The 15788-nt window shown below is 70.3% G+C and carries 12 protein-coding genes; 5 read left to right on the top strand and 7 right to left on the bottom strand.

The features are described 5' to 3' along the window. Positions 1-108: 108 nt before the first annotated feature. Together Q7C18_RS11020 and Q7C18_RS11025 are read right to left on the bottom strand one after the other, a co-directional pair. Positions 109-1902: a formate--tetrahydrofolate ligase gene (locus Q7C18_RS11020; RefSeq protein ID WP_311025441.1), complete on the bottom strand. Its 1794-nt coding sequence runs from the start codon at positions 1900-1902 to the stop codon at positions 109-111. A gap of 138 nt (positions 1903-2040) precedes the next feature. Beyond that, a complete protein-coding gene (locus tag Q7C18_RS11025; RefSeq protein WP_311025442.1) occupies positions 2041-3291 on the bottom strand; it encodes a glycine cleavage T C-terminal barrel domain-containing protein in 1251 nt (416 codons plus the stop codon). Between the two features lie 144 nt (positions 3292-3435). On the opposite strand from Q7C18_RS11025, the gene Q7C18_RS11030 reads away from it, so the two are divergent. Then, positions 3436-4248, top strand: a complete 813-nt coding sequence (locus tag Q7C18_RS11030; protein ID WP_311025443.1) for an IclR family transcriptional regulator — start codon at positions 3436-3438, stop codon at positions 4246-4248. A gap of 69 nt (positions 4249-4317) precedes the next feature. Here Q7C18_RS11030 and Q7C18_RS11035 read toward each other — a convergent pair whose 3' ends face one another. Beyond that, on the bottom strand, positions 4318-6870 hold the full coding sequence (locus Q7C18_RS11035) for an FAD-dependent oxidoreductase (RefSeq protein ID WP_311025444.1): 2553 nt from the start codon (positions 6868-6870) through the stop codon (positions 4318-4320). 260 nt (positions 6871-7130) lie between these two features. Here Q7C18_RS11035 and Q7C18_RS11040 point away from each other — a divergent pair, with 260 nt between their 5' ends. The 3 genes from Q7C18_RS11040 (at position 7131) to Q7C18_RS11050 (ending at position 10366) form a co-directional block, all read left to right on the top strand. Next, on the top strand, positions 7131-8276 hold the full coding sequence (locus Q7C18_RS11040; protein WP_311025445.1) for a DVUA0089 family protein: 1146 nt from the start codon (positions 7131-7133) through the stop codon (positions 8274-8276). Between the two features lie 445 nt (positions 8277-8721). Next, positions 8722-9336 carry a DUF47 domain-containing protein gene (locus Q7C18_RS11045; RefSeq protein ID WP_083277818.1) on the top strand — a complete coding sequence of 205 codons (615 nt, stop codon included), beginning with the start codon at positions 8722-8724 and terminating at the stop codon, positions 9334-9336. Positions 9337-9346: 10 nt separating this feature from the next. After that, the gene (locus Q7C18_RS11050; protein ID WP_070162695.1) at positions 9347-10366 is read left to right on the top strand and encodes an inorganic phosphate transporter; all 1020 of its coding nucleotides are present in this window, start codon (positions 9347-9349) and stop codon (positions 10364-10366) included. 105 nt (positions 10367-10471) lie between these two features. Here the strand turns inward: Q7C18_RS11050 and pstB are convergent, their stop codons facing one another. The 4 genes from pstB to pstS all read right to left on the bottom strand — a co-directional run bounded on the left by pstB (position 10472) and on the right by pstS (position 14923). Further along, on the bottom strand, positions 10472-11251 hold the full coding sequence (gene pstB, locus Q7C18_RS11055; protein ID WP_070162697.1) for a phosphate ABC transporter ATP-binding protein PstB: 780 nt from the start codon (positions 11249-11251) through the stop codon (positions 10472-10474). Positions 11252-11367: 116 nt separating this feature from the next. Further along, positions 11368-12651, bottom strand: coding sequence for a phosphate ABC transporter permease PstA (pstA, locus tag Q7C18_RS11060; RefSeq protein ID WP_311025446.1), 1284 nt, complete (start codon positions 12649-12651; stop codon positions 11368-11370). Continuing rightward, entirely contained in the window at positions 12651-13649 is a 999-nt protein-coding gene (gene pstC, locus Q7C18_RS11065) for a phosphate ABC transporter permease subunit PstC (RefSeq protein WP_396954363.1), read from the bottom strand. Before pstC ends, pstA begins: the two co-directional genes overlap by 1 nt. A gap of 146 nt (positions 13650-13795) precedes the next feature. Beyond that, entirely contained in the window at positions 13796-14923 is a 1128-nt protein-coding gene (pstS, locus tag Q7C18_RS11070) for a phosphate ABC transporter substrate-binding protein PstS (RefSeq protein ID WP_311025447.1), read from the bottom strand. Positions 14924-15186: 263 nt separating this feature from the next. Here pstS and Q7C18_RS11075 point away from each other — a divergent pair, with 263 nt between their 5' ends. Next, a complete protein-coding gene (locus Q7C18_RS11075; protein ID WP_311025448.1) occupies positions 15187-15732 on the top strand; it encodes an amino-acid N-acetyltransferase in 546 nt (181 codons plus the stop codon). Positions 15733-15788: the final 56 nt, after the last annotated feature.

Raw genomic sequence — 15788 nt, forward strand, 5'->3', positions numbered from 1 at the left:
GGGGGGCCCCCCCCCCCCCCCCCCCCCCCCCCCCCCCCCCCAAACTCCAGACCAACTTACGGGAAGGAGGCTCACGGGAAGGGAGACGGGAGCTCACTCGGCGCGACGTCAGAACAGCCCGATCGCCTGCCCGTCGTCGTCGATGTCGATGCTCTCCGCCGCCGGGGAGGAGCCCAGACCGGGCATGGTCTGCATGGTGCCGCAGATCGGGTAGACGAATCCGGCCCCGGCGGAGAGCCGCACCTCCCGCACCGGCAGCCGCCAGCCGCTGGGCGCCCCCACCAGCTTCGGGTCCGAGGACAGCGACAGGTGGGTCTTGGCCACGCACACCGGCAGCCGCCCGTATCCGGCCTCGGTGTAGGCGGCGAGGTCCTTGGCGGCCGCCGGCGAGAGGTCCACGCCGTCGGCCCCGTAGACCTGCGTGGCGATGGTCTCGATCTTCTCCACCAGCGGCGCCTCGTCGGAGTACAGGAACCGGAACTCGCTCGGCTCCTCCGCAGCCTCGGCCACCGCATCGGCCAGGTCCGCGGCGCCGGCGCCGCCGTCGGCGAAATGCGTGGACACCGCACACCGCGCGCCCTCCTCGGCGGCCACCTGCGCGATGACCTCGTGCTCGCTGGGGAAGTCCGTGGGGAACGCGTTGACCGCCACCACGGGGGTCACCCCGTGGCGGCGGATGATCCGCAGCTGCGCCCGCAGATTCTCCGCGCCGGTGCGCACGTCCTCCGGGCTCTCCCGCAGCATCCCCTCGGGCAGCGGCCGCCCAGCCACCACCCGGTGCCTGCCGGAGTGCACCTTCAGTGCCCGCACGGTGGCCACGACGACGGCTGCGTCCGGCGCCAGTCCGGAGATCCGGCATTTGATGTTGAAGAACCGCTCCGCACCCATATCCGCGGCGAAGCCGGCCTCGGTGATCAGGTAGTCGGTGGCCCGGCCGCCGATCAGGTCCGCCACCACCGAGGAGTTGCCGGTGGCGATGTTGCCGAAGGGCCCACAGTGCACCAGGGCAGGCGTGTGCTCCACGGTCTGCAGCAGGTTGGGGCGGATGGCCTCCTTGAGCAGCACCGTCATGGCGCCGGCGGCTTTGATGTCCTCGGCGGTGACCGGCTCACCGTCACCGGTGGTGCCCACCACGATCCGTCCCAGCCGGGCCCGCAGGTCCTCCAGTGAGCGCGCCAGGGACAGAGTGGCCATCACCTCAGATGCCGCCGTGATGTCGAAGCCGGTCTGGCGGACCGGCCCGTTCGCCGTCGGCCCTCCCCCGGCGGGCCCCAGGCCGGAGACGATCTGCCGCAGGGAGCGATCGTTGACGTCCATGACCCGGCGCCAGGTGACCCGCTCCGGATGCAGCCCGGAGGGGCTGCCGCGGTGCAGGTGGTTGTCCACCATGGCGGCCAGCTGGTTGTGCGCCGCGGTGACCGCGTGGATGTCGCCGGTCAGGTGCAGGTTGAGCCGCTCCATGGGCACCACCTGGCTCCACCCGCCGCCGGTGCCGCCGCCTTTGATCCCCATGGTCGGTCCCAGGGAGGGCTGCCGGACGGCGACGGCGGCCCGTCGGCCCGTGCGCGCCATCCCCTGGCTGAGCCCCACCGCAGTGGTGGTCTTGCCCTCACCCAGCGGGGTCGGAGTGATCGCTGTGACCAGGATGTACTTGGCCTGCGGGCGGTCCGCGAGACGATCGATCGCGGCGAGGTCCACCTTCCCGACGCCCCGCCCGTAGGGCTCGATGAGGTCCTCGTCCAGGCCCAGCTCAGCGCCGATCTGATGGATGGGTCGCAGCTCGGTCCGCGAGGAGATCCCCAGGCTGTCCTGGGCGCTGAGCGGCACGGCCCCCTGACCGTTGCCACGAGCGCTGGCCTCCGTGCGGCCCTCGTCGGATCCGGTGTGACGGGTGGTGGTCATCCAGGTGTCCCTCCTTGAGGCGCGCTGGTCGGCGCCGACGTCGGTGCCCGGCCGGTGCGACCGGAATGGACGTGACGGGGTGGTCGGCTGAGACTACGACGCCGCGGTCCGCCGCGGCCAGACTCGCCGCCAGCGGGTTCAGTTCTCCGTGGCCGGATGCCCGTTGCCCGCGACGAACGCCTGCTTGGGCGTATCCTTGGTGGGATCCACGAACGGCTTGGGCACCACCACGGCGGGCACGATGCCGGCCGGAGTCTCGATGTCCAGCTCCGTGCCGATGTCGCTGAGCTCGGTCGGCACCATCGCGAAGCCGATGTTGCGCTCCAACCGGGGGGAGAAGCAGGCGGAGGTGACCTCGCCGACGCGTTCTCCTCCTCGCCAGACGGGGAAGGCCTCGATCATGGAGCCGTCGTTGAAGGTGCCCAGCGGTGCGCCGCCGATCTCCACCCCAGCCAGACGACGGCTGACACCCTGCTCCTTGATGCGGGTCAGGGCCGCCTTGCCGATGAAGTCGGCCTCCTGTTCGAGATCCACCATCCAGTCGTATCCCATGCCGACTTCGAAGGGGTTGGTGTCGAAGGTGATGTCGCAGCCGTGGGCGAGGATGCCGGCCTCGATGCGCCGCATATGGCACGGCCCGATGACGCGCATCCCGAACGGCTCGCCGGCCGCCCAGACGGTCTCCCAGAGCCTGACGCCGTCGCGGGAGGCGTTCTTGACGTAGATCTCGAAGCCCAGCTCCGCGGTGTACCCGGTGCGGGAGACGATGACCTCCATGCCGTCCAGCTCATACTCCTGGAGCCGGTAGTAGCCGATGTCGAAGACGCCGTCGCCGAAGATCGCGGCCATGACCTGCCCAGAGAGCGGGCCCTGGACCTGGACGGGGCCGACGTCGGCCTCTTCGACGGTGACGTCCAATCCGGAGTTGATGGCCAGCCCGCGGGCCCAGAGCAGGATGTCGCTGTCGGCCAGGGAGAGCCAGAAGTGGTTCTCTCCGAGGCGGAGCAGGACGGGGTCGTTGAGGATGCCGCCGTCCTCGCCGGTGATGAAGACGTACTTGCACTGTCCGACCTCACACTTGGTGAGGTCACGCGGGACGAGCATGTTGGTGAACTCGAAGGCGTCAGGTCCGGTGATCTCGATCTGCCGTTCCACGCCGACGTCCCACAGGGTCACCCCGTTGAGCAGCGCCCAGTACTCGGCGACCGGATCGCCGTAGTGCCGGGGGTGATACGTGTGGTTGTACACGCTGTACATCGCCACTCCATGCCGCCGCGACGCCCAGAAGAACGGTGATTTCCTCAGGCGCGGATACAGCAGGATCCGTGGGTCCGGGACGACGGCGCCGAGGCCGTCGTCGAGGGTCAGCGGGCCTTCATCGAGCGTCATGGGATCCTCCCCGGCTGCCACATCTTCGGGACACTTCCAGCATGACACTGTGTCGCGTACCACACAATAGGTTGCGCCCTGCGCGACGGTGACCCTTGCCCTGCGAGACCGACCGCGTCATGCTCGAAAGGGATGAGGCCTGCCATGAACGCCCGGACGAGTCCGGAGAACGCCACCGCCCCGACGCATCGCCCCCCGGGGGCACCGGTGAGGTCCGTGGACCGCGCCCTGACCGTGCTGAGCATCCTGGCCCGCGACGGCGAGGCCACCCTCAGCCAGATGGCCCGGGAACTGGGAGTGCACAAGTCCACCGTGGGTCGCCTGGCCGAGGTGCTGGTCCACCATGACCTGGTCGAGGCTCCCGACGGCGCCGGCGGGTACCGCCTGGGCGTGGGCTGCCTGCGGCTGGCCGGCGCCACGGCGGCGCGGCTGGACCTCTCCCTGGAGGCCCAGCCCGTGTGTGACGAGCTCTCCGCCCAGATCGGCGAGACCACCAACGTGGCCATCACCCGCGACGGCGTGGCCATCAACGTCTGCCAGGCCGAGGCTGACACCGCCGTCGCCATGCGCAACTGGATCGGCCAGCACACCGCCCTGCACGCCACCTCCAACGGGAAGGTGCTGCTGGCGCACCTCTCGGAGGAGGACCGCCACACGGTGTTCGACGCCGGCCTGGAGCCCTTCACCGCGCACACGCTCACCCGCCCCACCGAGCTGACGGAAGAGCTGCAGCGCATCCGCGGTCGCGGATGGGCCTACGCCGTGGAGGAGTACGAGGAGGGGCTCAACGCGGTGGCGGCCCCCGTCTTCGACCACAGCGGCGCCGTCGTCGCCGGGATCAGCGTGGCCGGCCCGTCCTACCGTCTGCCGCCGGACCGGCTCCCGGACGTCCGGGAGCCGGTGATCCAGGCCGCCGACACCCTGTCGAGGCGCCTGGGCCACGGCGGCCGTCGCTGACCGCCGGCGAAACGCCGGCTCCTCCCCGACCTGGCACCCGGCCTGTCAGCCCTTCAGCCCTTCAGCCCTTCAGCCCTTCAGCCGACGATGCTCCGGATCGAAGGGGGCCGCCCGCCCCACCGCCAGCACCTCGGCCTGCTGTCGCGTCCCCAGATACTCCACCAGCAGCTCCGTGCCGAGCACCGCGCGCTCGGGCGGCAGGTAGGCCAGCATCACGAATCGCCCCAGCGACGGCGCCGGGCCCGCGCTGGTGACATAGCTGCGCCGCCCGCGGCCGTCCACCAGGGGTGAGCCGTCGACGTCGAGCACCGGCTCATTGCCGGTGGGGAACCGCGGCTCCGCGGCCCCGACGCCGGTGAGCGCGAGGGTGCACAGCACGGCGGCGGGCTCCTGGGCGCGGGCCGCAAGGTAGGCACCCTTGCCGAGGAAGTCCGCCTCCTTGACCGTCGGCAGCGCGAGCCCGGCCTCCATCGGGTCCCACTCCGGGGTGAGCTCCGCGCCGAAGAGCCGATGCGCCTTCTCCAGCCGACCGGTGGTCCCATAGACCCCGCCCCCTGCGGCGATCAGCCCGTGTGGCCGCCCGGCCTCCCACAGGGCGTCCCACAGCGGCAGCCCGTGCTCGGTGGGCAGGTGGATCTCCCAGCCGAGGTCGCCCACATAGGAGATGCGCACCATCAGCGTCGGGATCCCGGCGAGCACCACCTCCCGTGCCGTGCCGAAGCGGAAGCCGTCAGCCGAAACGTCGTCGTCGGTCAGCGATGCGACGATGTCTCGGGCACGCGGCCCCCAGAGACCGATCGCGCAGGTCGCCGAGGTCAGGTCGTGGATCTCGACGTGCCCGGCGTCGAGCTCAGCGGCCAGATGACGGCGGAACCAGGCCAGGTCCCGGGCGCCGTCGGCGGCTCCGGTGATGACCCGGAAGTGCTGCTCCCCCAGCCGCACGATGGTCAGATCCGAGCGGAAGCCGCCGCGGACATCCAGCAGCGGGGTGTAGATGACCCGTCCCACGGGCCGGTCCGCATTCGCCACCGCCATCCGCTGCACCCCCTCCAGCGCCGCCTGGCCGGTGACGTCGAAGACGCTGAACGCGGTGAGGTCGAACATGGCTGCGTGCTGGCGCATCCTCAGATGCTCGGCCTCGATGATCGGTGACCACCAGCGGGCGTCCCATTCGTGGACCCGGTGGTCGATCCGGCGCGCATACTCCTCCACCAGAGGCGCGTTGGCCGCGTACCACTGCGGCCGCTCCCAGCCCGAAGCCTCGAAGAACTCCCCGCCCAGCGCCTGGGTGCGCGGATGGAACGGACTGGTGCGCATCGGGCGACTGCTGGCCCACTGCTCACGCGGATGCGCGATCCCGTACACCTTGGGGAAGCCCTCAGCCGCCCGGGCCCGCACGTGGCGCCGGGTGCGGGCATAGGGCGGGAAGCGGGTGACATCGGCCCCATGGACGTCCACCTCGGAGGCCCCGTCGGTCATCCACTCGGCCACCGCCCGCCCGACGCCGGGTCCTTCCTTGATCCACACCGCCGCCGCGGACCACAGGCCGCGGACCTCCGCGGTCTCGCCGAGCAGCGGCGCGCCATCCGGGGTGAGGGAGAGCAGCCCGTTGATCGCCTGGGTGACCTCCACGCCGTCGCGGCCCTGCTCCCCCAGCAGCTCCGGGTAGAGCTGCCGGGCATGGGCCAGCTGCGGGGCGAAGTCCTCTGCGGTGAAGGGCATCTGGGTGGGCGAGGCCTGCCCTGGGGCGCCGAAGGGCGGGATCTCGTCGGGCTCGTGGAGGATCGGCCGGTGCGCATAGGAGCCTACCTCCAGGTCCGGTCCGCGCTGTCGGGCGTACATGCGGGCGTCCATGTCCCGGACCAGCGGCAGGGAGATCCACTCCTCGGTGGCGGCCAGCTCCGGAATCGGCCCGAGGTCCATCATCTGGTGCACTCCGGCCACCAGCGGGATGCGGGCATCCGCCAGGGCGGCGATCCGGGGACTCCAGACCCCGCAGGCGACGACGACATGCTCCGCCTCCACCCGGCCGTGATCCGTGACCACCGCGCGGATGCGGCCCGGCATCCCGCCGTGCGGGCCGGCGTCGACCTCCAGCCCGGTCACCTCCGTGCGGTCGGCGACGGTCAGTGCCCCGCGCTCCTCGGCCCGGGCGCGCAGGAGCTCCGCGGCGCGGACGGCGTCGACGATGGCACCGGTGGGCGTGTGGAAGCCGGCCAGCAGCAGATCCTCGCGGATGTGGGGCATGAGCTCGCGGACGCGGGCGGGGCCGATGAGCTCGGCCTCCACGCCCCAGGCGGCCGCCGAGCTCATCCGGCGACGCAGCTCCTGCAGCCGCTCCGGAGTGCGGGCCACCTCGATCCCGCCGCGCTCGGTGAGCACGCCCAGTGCTCGGTACTGCCGCAGCGAGTCCAGGGTCAGCTCGGTGATCTCGCGCGAATGGTCCACGGGGAACACGAAGTTCGAGGCATGGTCGGTGGAGCCCCCGGGCTCCGGCAGAGGGCCCTTGTCCACCAGGAGGATGTCCCGCCAGCCGAGCTCGGCGAGATGTCGCACGATCGAGCTGCCGACGATGCCGGCCCCGATGACGACCACCTGTGCGCTGTCTGGAATGCTGACCATCGCTCTCACCACCATTGCCGGGCGATGTCTGTGCCCCGATGATAGTGCCGCGCTCCGGGGCCTGGCCATGGTGGATCGGGGCGGGGTTCGGGGCAGGGGTCGGGGTGGAGTGCGGGGCCCCGACCCGACGACGCTCATCGCCCACCCGAGCCGACTCCCGTCATACATGGCCCTCCTGCGGCGACGAGATTACGCTGAGCCAGGACGATGAGGGGCGGGGACGGCCACAGCCTCCCGCACGCCCGGAAGGAAGAGGACCTATGACTGCACCCGCCTCGGGCTGGTATCCGGACCCCGAACAGCAGGACCAGCTGCGCTACTGGGACGGCCAGCAGTGGACCCCGCACCGGACGCCGATGCCGCACCGCACGCCCCCGTCCGGGCACGCCCAGGCCGCGGGGTTAGGCCAGTCTCGCCAGCCCACCGGGTACGGGCAGACCGCCGGGTACGGTCAGGCCGCCGGGTACGGTCAGCCTGCCGTACCCGGCCAGCCCAGCGGATACAGCAGCCATTCCGGGTATGGCCAGCAGCCGGGCCACTCTCAACCTCCCGGCCACCCCGGACAGCCCCCGCATGACCAGCGTCCGCCCTGGGAGCAGCAGCCGGCGCAACGCTCCTCCGGCCGCGGCCTGATCATCGGGCTGGGGCTCGGCATCGGGCTGTTCCTGGTCCTCGTCGTCGTCCTCGTCGTGGTCATCGTCTCGCGCATCGGAGCCGACGAGGACACCACCACGACCACGGGGCCGGAGCGACCCCAGGAGAACCCCGAGACCCTCGCCGTCGACGACTCCGTCACGGTGCACGTCCCCGACGATGCCGAGACCCGCCTGCAGCTCAGCGTCGAAGAGGCCGGCCTCTACCACGTGGCCACGCAGAGCGAGCAGGGCACCGACCCGGTCCTCGCGCTGCAGGACGCCGACGGCACCGAGATCGCCTTCGCCGACGACGGCGGCACCGACTCCCCCAACGTCATGGACGGCGGATTCGAGACCGCCTTGGTCCCGGGCGAGTACGACGTGGTGGTCACCGAGTTCTCCGGCGACCCCGCTGAGGTGACAGTGACCACGGAACAGATCGCCGTCGCCGAGCAGCTCGAGGACGGGGAACACACCGTGGAGGCTGCCGCGGACGCCGCCTGGCTGGCGACCGTCGACGTCCCGGACGGAGCCCGCGTGGTGCTCGACGTCCGGGGCGACGACGGAGCAGACCTGGTCCTCGACGTCGTGCTCCCCGACGGCTCCGAGGAGCGCAACGACGACCGCAGCGTCAGAGATCCGGAGTCGGACAGCGTGCTGGACCCGTATCTGGAAATCGACGTCGACGAGGGCGGGGTCCTGACCATCATGGTCTCCGGCTACGGCTCCGGCGCCGCCTCCGGCACCATCAGCATCGAGGTCGAGGACTGAACGGTCGACGACTGAACGGTCCAGGATTCATCGGCCCTGCCGACCGGCCCCATCAGTCCCCGTGAGCAGACACACGGGAACCGGATCCGAGAACACAGTTGACCGCAGCGACTTCCAGGGGGACACTGGGAATGTGCCGGGCTGCAGGTAACCCCCGGGCTCCAACCTTTAGCCGCTTCGAGCGGCCACGCGCCGTGAGGCGTTCCCAGCCCGGCACCCCAAACCACATAGCGGACGGGCCCTCAGCAGGCACCGTCGTCAGCTCTGAACCCGCCCATGCCCTGACATGCGGCGGGTTCACCTGTCTGCAGAGCCCGCCGAGCCTCCCAGATCTGACCCATGACCCCGGATCCCGTCGCGGAGCCACCGGCACAATCGATTCATCTTCCCGCTATACACTCTCCACGGACATCGCTTCACCGGGAGACCAGATGAGGACCACGGCATGAACGCACGACGACAGCGCCACTCGCAGGCGGTGGAGCTGCTGACCGACATCGGCCGGGAGGTCCGGACCGGGGTCAACCTGCTGTCCCAGCTGCTGGGCATGCCCGCCGCCGACCGCCGACCGCTCCGCGAGGAGCTCATCGGCCTGGAGGGCACCGCCATGGACCTCCATTTCAACCTGATGACGCATATCCGCAGCGTCTTCCTCACCCCGCTCCCCCGGGAGGACATCTACGCCCTCTCCCAGCTGCTGAACCGCACCCTCGAACATGTGGTGGCCGCCGGAGATCTCATCATCGCCCGGGAGAACCTGGTGCTGCCGCGCCAGAGCTCGGACCAGCTGGAGACCATGGGCCGTCAGGTGGACCTCACGATCGACGCGCTGGCCCGGCTCGACGACTTCGACCACCTCGAGGAGTACTGGATCCAGATCCAGCGGCTCACCAAGCAGGCCAATCGCACCCACCGGGAGTGGCTGATCTCCTCCGACAGCGCCTTCCAGCCCAACATCGCACTGCAGCAGGCGCAGATCGCCAGCGCGATGCTGCAGGCGGTGGAGTCGCTGCGGATGGTCAGCACCACGGCGGGGTCGATCATCGTCCGGGAGTCCTGAGGCCCGCCACGTGGAGATCCTGCTGCTCGTCCTCATCGTCGTCGTCCTGCTGCCCAACCTTTTCGTCGCCGGCATGCACGACGTCGCCAACTCCATCGCCATCCCCACCCGCACCCGAGCGCTGACCCCGCGGATCGCGACCCGGCTGGCCGCCGGGGCCAACGCGTTGGGAGTGCTGATGACCATCCCGCTGGGAGTGCACCTGTTCTCCTGGTTCGACTTCCCGCGGATGGACCCGCAGATGGTCCTGGGCGTCCTGCTGACCTCACTGATCTCCCTGCTGGGATGGAACCTGTGGACCTACTTCCGGGGGGTGCCGACGTCGACGACCCACGCCCTGCTGGCCGCACTGATCGGCGGCGCCCTGGCCTCGATGATCCTCGACGGTACGGACTCCAGCGCGGTGCTCGGCCTCCCGTGGGCGGCCCCGCTGGCCACCCTGCTGCTCTCCCCGCTGGTCGCCTTCGGCCTGGCCTATCTCCTGGTGTTCCTGGCGGTGCGGGTCGCCCGCGGGGCGGACCCCGACGCCGTCAACGAGACCAGCCGGACCGTGCAGGCGGTGTGCGCCGGGCTCACCAGCCTGGGCACCGGCCTGCAGCAGGGACAGCGGTTCGCCTTCATCCTGCTGCTGGCCCTTCCGGCGGCGAACATCGACCACTCCGGCGCCTGGATCCCCGTCGCCTACGTCGTCTTCGCGCTGCTCATCGGGCTGGGCTGCCTGACCGGCGGGTGGCGCATCGGCCACATGCTGGGCCACCGACTGGTCACCATCGACCCGCTCCGCGGCATGGTCTCCACCACGACCACCTCGGCGCTGCTGTTCGTCGGCTCCATGGCGATGTCGCTGCCGCTGTCGACCTCCCTGACCGCGGCCTCCTCGGTGATCGGGGCCGGGTCCAACCAGCGGTTCGCCACCGTGAACTGGCCACAGGCGATCCGGCTCTTCGCCTACTGGGCGGTGACCCCTCTGGCGGTCGGTGCGGCCTCCGGGGTCCTGCTGCTGGCGCTCTCTCCGCTGCTGGAGTACTGACACCCGGCACGCCCTGCCCGTTGGCCCCGGAACGATTGTCGGAATACGCGCACTTAAGCGAGGTTTAGCGACAATCCCTCCGGGGGCAACCCCGGGCGGGGCCGCTCAGCCGAACCGGCCGGAGACGTAGTCCTCGGTGGACTTCTCCTTCGGGTTGTTGAAGATCGTGGAGGTGTCGTCATACTCGATGAGCTTCCCCGGCTTGCCGGTGCCCGCGATGTTGAAGAACGCCGTCCGTTCGGAGACCCGGGCCGCCTGCTGCATGTTGTGCGTGACGATGACGACCGTGTACTCCTCCTTCAGCTCGGCGATGAGGTCTTCCACCGCAAGCGTGGAGATCGGGTCCAACGCGGAGCACGGCTCGTCCATGAGGATCACATCCGGCTTCACCGCGATGGTCCGGGCGATGCACAGCCGCTGCTGCTGACCGCCCGAGAGTCCCGACCCGGGCTTGTCCAGGCGGTCCTTGACCTCGTTGAACAGGTTCGCCCCGCGCAGGGACCGCTCGACGACGTCGTCGGCCTCCGCGCGGGAGAGCCGCGTCCCGTTGAGCCGGTACCCGGCCAGCACGTTGTCCCGGATGCTCATGGTGGGGAATGGGTTGGGCCGCTGGAAGACCATGCCGACCATGGTCCGCACCGTCACCGGGTCCACCCCGGGGCCGTAGATGTCATCGCCGTCCAACAGCAGCTTCCCGGAGACGGTGGCCCCCGGCAGCACCTCATGCATGCGGTTCAGACTCCGCAGGAAGGTGGTCTTTCCGCAGCCGGACGGGCCGATGAACGCCGTCACCGACCGGGAGGCGATCTCGATGCTCACCCCCTCCACGGCGAGGAAGTCGCCGTAGTAGACGTTGAGGTCCTTCGCCTCGATGCTCTTGGACATGTCTCACTCTCTCACTGGATCGGCGCCGGGTGTTGCCCGGCAGGATGAGGGCCTGATCGGCGCTCCGGGCAGCCCCGCCCGGTCTGTCAGTGGCCCGTCTGTCAGCGCCCGGTCTGTCAGCGGCCCGTCTGCTTCGGCGCGAAGACCTTGGCCACCAGGCGGGCGATCAGGTTCAGCAGCATGACGATGATGATCAGCACCAGAGCCGCCGCCCAGGCCCGCTGATGCGACGGGTCCGAGAAGTTCGGGGAGGTCGGGTTCTGGAACTGACGATAGATGTACACCGGCAGTGCCGTCATCCATCCGGAGAACAGGTTCCAGTTCACGTTCACCACGAACCCGGCGGTCACCAGGATCGGAGCGGTCTCCCCGATCACCCGTGCGATCGCCAAGGTGACGCCCGAGGCGATGCCGGAGATCGCCGTCGGAATCACCACCTTCAGGATGGTGCGCCACTTGCGCACCCCCAGCGCATAGGAGGCCTCCCGCAGCTCGTTGGGCACCACCCGCAGCATCTCCTCCGTGGTGCGGACCACCACCGGGATCATCAGCACCGAGAGCGCGATGGCCGCAGTGATGCCCATGGTGGAGCGGATCCCGCCGAACGCCCCGGTGAGGGTGTTCACGGTGGAGAGGAACCACGCCATGGCGGCGCCGGCGAACAGACCGGCCACGATGGACGGAATGCCCGTCATCACGTCCACGAAGAAGGTGATCGCCCGCGCCAGGGGGCCGCCGCGCGAGTACTCCACCAGGTAGATGGAGGTCAGCAGGCCGATGGGCACCGAGATGACCGTCGCGGCGATGGTGATCAGCAGCGACCCGATGATCGCATGCCGGATCCCGCCCAGCACCGCGGCCCCCTGCTCCTGGGACGCCTGGTCGATGGTGCCGTCGATGCCTCGCATGTCCGAGGCGAAGAAGCCGGGCTCGATCAGCCCGGGAAGCCCCACGGAGACCACCGACCAGATCACCGAGACCAGCGGCAGCAGCGCCGTCAGGAACGCCAGATGCACCAGATTGGTCCAGAGCCCGTCGGTGGCCTTGCGCCTGCCCACCCGAAGACGGGTGACCACATAGCTGACGATCACATGCAGCACCGCGGTGAGCACCAGCCACAGCGGCACCGAGAAGCCCGGCAGGGCGCTCACGGCCGCGGCGACGACGGCGGATCCGGCCAGCACCGCGAGCCAGGTCCAGCGAGGAAGGGTGTTCCGGGTCAGTCGGCTGCGCCGTCCGGCGAGGTCCCCGGTGGACTGTCCCGGCGCGTCATCGGAGCGGGACCCGAGGGTCGGGGCACCCGGCGTCTGCACGGTGGCGGGTGTCGGGGCAGGTGTGGGGGCGGAGGCGTCGTCGTCGCGACGCTCCCTCTGCTGAACGGAGTTCGGGGTGTCGGCCATCAGTTGGCTCCTGAGAATTCCTTGTGGCGGCTGACGATCCACCGGGCGGTCATGTTGACGATCAGGGTGATGACGAACAGCACCAGTCCGATGGCGATCAGCTGGGCCTGCCGCTCGGAGCCCGGAGGCGCCTCCGGGAAGCCCAGGGCGATCTCCGCGGGGATGGTGCTGTTGCCCGCTGAGATCAGCGACGCCGAGAGCGGACCGGCCGAGAGCACCAGCGCCACCGCCATCGTCTCGCCGAGCGCCCGGCCGAGACCCAGCATGACGCCGGAGATGATGCCGGCCCGGGCGAAGGGGAACACCGACATGCGGATCATCTCCCACCGGGTGGCGCCCAGGGCGAGGGCGGCCTCCTCATGCAGCTTGGGAGTCTGCACGAAGATCTCCCGGGACACCGAGGTGATGATCGGCAGGACCATCACCCCCAGCACCACCCCGGCGGTGAAGATCGTGCGGCCGGTCTGCGAGGGCGCGTCCCCGAACAGCGGGATGAAGCCCAGGTGCTCGTGCAGCCAGCTGTAGGCGGGCACCAGGGCCGGCCCGAGGAAGCTCATCCCCCAGGCGCCGTAGACCACCGACGGGATCGCCGCCAGCAGGTCGATCACGTACCCGATGGGCTTGGACAGCCGCGGCGGCGCGAAATGCGAGATGTACAGCGCGACGCCGACCGCCACCGGGGTGGCCAGCACCAGCGCGATCGCCGAGGCCACCACCGTGCCGATCACCAGCGGGTAGGCGTACTCCACGAACGCCCCGACGACGAGGCCCTCCCCCTCTCGGTACACCGCGCCGGTGGAGTTGGCCGTCAGGAACAGGGCCACGAAGGCCAGCACCACCAGGATGGCGATGCCCGCCCCCAGCGCCAGGCCGGAGAACACCCGGTCACCGAACACTCCCCCGGAGTCAGAGGTGGTCAGCGAGTTGTGTCTGTTCTCCCGACCGGACGCGGCCGCCACGGCCGTCCCGGGGGTGGGTGACTCGTCCGAGCTGGTCACAGGATCTCCCATCAGAGCATCAGGGGTGTCGGTGGTGCGAGGGCGGCCTGGTGGCGCCGTCATCGTCGGCCGCGCAGGTCAACGGACGGACCCCGGAGGAGGACGCCGAGCGGCGCCCGCCACCGGGGTCCCGGATCAGCGGCGAGTCACTCGGCCACGCTGATCTGGTCGAGGGCCTCGAGCGCCTGGTCACGCAGCTCATCGGACATCGGGGCGTTGCCCGCGGCCGACTCGGCGGTGGACTGGCCGTCTTCGGAGACCACGTACTCGCCGAACGCCTTCACCAGGTCCACGGTCTCCTGCTCCGGATATTCGTTGCAGAAGATGTTGTAGGCCACCAGGACGATCGGGTACGCGCCGGACTCCTCGGTGTCACGGTCCAGCTCGACAGCCATGTTGTTCGGCGCCTGGTCCTCCACCGGGGTGGAGGAGGCGACCGCCTGCGAGGCGGCCTCCGGGGAGTGCTCCACGTACTCGTCGCCCACCTGGACGGCCACCGAGTCCAGGCCGCCGATCTGCGAGGCGTCCGCGTAGGTGATGGCGCCGTCGGTGCTGGTGGTCAGATCCACCACGCCGGAGGTCTGCTGGGCCGACTCCGAGGAGACCTCCGAGGGCCAGGTGCCGTCGGCCTCCCACTCCCAGACGTCGGGGGCCGCGGCCTCCAGGTACTCGGTGAAGTTCTCGGTGGTGCCGGAGTCGTCCGCGCGGTGCACCACGGTGATCGGCGTGTCCGGGAGGTCCAGGTCCGGGTTGTGCTCGGCGATCGCCTCATCGTCCCAGGAGGTGATGTCCCCGGTGAAGATCCGCGCCAGGGTGTCGGCATCCAGGTTCAGCGTGCCGTCGATGCCCTCGACGTTGTACGCCGCGGCGATCGGCGAGATGTAGGAGGGGATGTGGAACGCGCCGTCGGGTCCGCAGACCTCCTGGGACTGCTCCCACTCGCCGTCGTCCATCGCCGCATCGGAGCCGGCGAAGTCATACTCCCCGCCGAGGAAGCCCTCCCGGCCGGAGCCGGAGCCCACCGAGGCGTAGTTGACCTGCGCCTCGGGCGCCACGGAGGTGAAGCCGTTGGTCCAGGCGGTCATGGCCGCCTCCTGGGCCGAGGAGCCGCCGCCGGAGAGCGTGCCCTGGACCTCCGAGGTCTCTCCGCCGTTCTCGCCGTCGCCGCCGTTGGCGTTCTCGCCACCGGGGTTGTTCGCCTCGCCGCAGGCGACCAGCGCCAGTGACGCCACGGACAGGATGGCCGCCGCGCGACCGTAACGATGAAGCTTCACGTCGTCCTCTCTCAGGTGTTGACTGCCAGGCGGAGCCGATCGGCTCCTGCTCGGTGTCCCCGCGCAGATGCGGGACCGGCATGATGCCAGGGGTGGCAGGGTGCCGCGGGTCCGGGCACAGTCATGCCGCGGACCGAGAGCCACAGTAGGCACGTCAGGTGACGGCACGGCCGGAAGGACGTGACGAGAGCCCGCGCATCCGGTGAACGCTGGGTGAACCACGGCACAGTCTGGGACCCCGAAGCCGGTCGTAGACTGGGGCGATGACCTCCACCGCGCCGGCCGGTCCCCAGGATCCGGCCCACGACACCTTCAGCATCCGGCCCGCCCGCACTCCCGACGTGCAGCGGATCGTGGACCTCTCGCAGCCGCTGGTGGAGCGACGCGTGCTGGTGCCCAAGGAGAAGGTCGCCTACTTCGAGTCCCTGCAGGAGTTCCAGATCGCCGAGTCCGACGCCGGCGAGCTCATCGGCTTCGGCGCCCTCCACGTGATGTGGGAGGACCTCGCCGAGGTCCGCACCCTGGCCACCCACGACTCCTGGCGCGGCCACGGCGTCGGCTCCGCCCTGCTGCGCCGACTGGTCCAGCAGGCGCGCGAGATCGGCGTCAGCAGGGTGTTCTGCCTGACCTTCGAGGTGGACTTCTTCACCCGACACGGCTTCACGGTCATGGAGCAGCAGGACGCCGTGCCGCCCGAGGTCTACTCGGAGCTGCTGCGTTCCCACGACGAAGGTGTGGCCGAGTTCCTGGACCTGGCACGGGTGAAGCCCAACACGCTCGGCAACACCCGGATGATCCTGCACCTCTGAGCCGACGACGCGCTGCGCTGGTGGGCGGGTGGGCAGGCGTGCAGGCAGGCGGGCCT

It is taken from the genome of Nesterenkonia sp. CL21 (assembly GCF_031705515.1).
Lineage (GTDB): Bacteria > Actinomycetota > Actinomycetes > Actinomycetales > Micrococcaceae > Nesterenkonia > Nesterenkonia aethiopica.

Coding starts and splice junctions, on each gene's coding strand:
- Q7C18_RS11040 (WP_311025445.1), top strand. CDS start 7,131: ATGACTGCACCCGCCTCGGGCTGGTATCCGGACCCCGAACAGCAGGAC.
- Q7C18_RS11075 (WP_311025448.1), top strand. CDS start 15,187: ATGACCTCCACCGCGCCGGCCGGTCCCCAGGATCCGGCCCACGACACC.
- Q7C18_RS11020 (WP_311025441.1), bottom strand. CDS start 1,902: ATGACCACCACCCGTCACACCGGATCCGACGAGGGCCGCACGGAGGCC.
- Q7C18_RS11030 (WP_311025443.1), top strand. CDS start 3,436: ATGAACGCCCGGACGAGTCCGGAGAACGCCACCGCCCCGACGCATCGC.
- pstB (WP_070162697.1), bottom strand. CDS start 11,251: ATGTCCAAGAGCATCGAGGCGAAGGACCTCAACGTCTACTACGGCGAC.
- Q7C18_RS11025 (WP_311025442.1), bottom strand. CDS start 3,291: ATGACGCTCGATGAAGGCCCGCTGACCCTCGACGACGGCCTCGGCGCC.
- Q7C18_RS11035 (WP_311025444.1), bottom strand. CDS start 6,870: ATGGTCAGCATTCCAGACAGCGCACAGGTGGTCGTCATCGGGGCCGGC.
- pstA (WP_311025446.1), bottom strand. CDS start 12,651: ATGGCCGACACCCCGAACTCCGTTCAGCAGAGGGAGCGTCGCGACGAC.
- Q7C18_RS11045 (WP_083277818.1), top strand. CDS start 8,722: ATGAACGCACGACGACAGCGCCACTCGCAGGCGGTGGAGCTGCTGACC.